Source organism: Vibrio sp. 11986-1-5 (assembly GCF_963878025.1).
Lineage (GTDB): Bacteria > Pseudomonadota > Gammaproteobacteria > Enterobacterales > Vibrionaceae > Vibrio > Vibrio injensis.
Genome location: NZ_CAWNVW010000032.1, coordinates 1 through 402 on the forward strand (window position 1 = coordinate 1; position 402 = coordinate 402).

Genomic DNA, 402 nt, shown 5'->3' on the forward strand with positions numbered 1-402 from the left:
ACGTTGGCACGCTGACGCAGCTACGCGCACAGTCGATGTGTGCCGCCGTTGAGCAAGCAAAAAGCTCTCAAACACCCTGGACGCTTGATCCAGTAGCGGTGGGTGCACTCGATTATCGCCGCCGTTTTTGTCTGGAACTTCTGTCTCATAAGCCAACCGCCATACGTGGTAATGCTTCGGAAATCATGGCATTAGCTGGCGCCGCTAATGGCGGACGGGGAGTGGATACCACTGACGCCGCAGCTAACGCGATACCCGCTGCACAAACACTGGCACGGGAAACTGGCGCAATCGTCGTGGTCACTGGCGAGATGGATTATGTTACCGATGGACATCGTATCATTGGTATTCACGGTGGCGATCCGTTAATGACCAAAGTGGTAGGAACTGGCTGTGCATTAT

Annotated in this window: 1 protein-coding gene; it reads left to right on the top strand. The window is 54.5% G+C overall.

The genetic code is table 11. The annotated features are described in order from the left end of the window. On the top strand, positions 1-402 hold a 402-nt coding region (locus AACS00_RS07975), incomplete at both ends, for a hydroxyethylthiazole kinase (protein WP_181397670.1).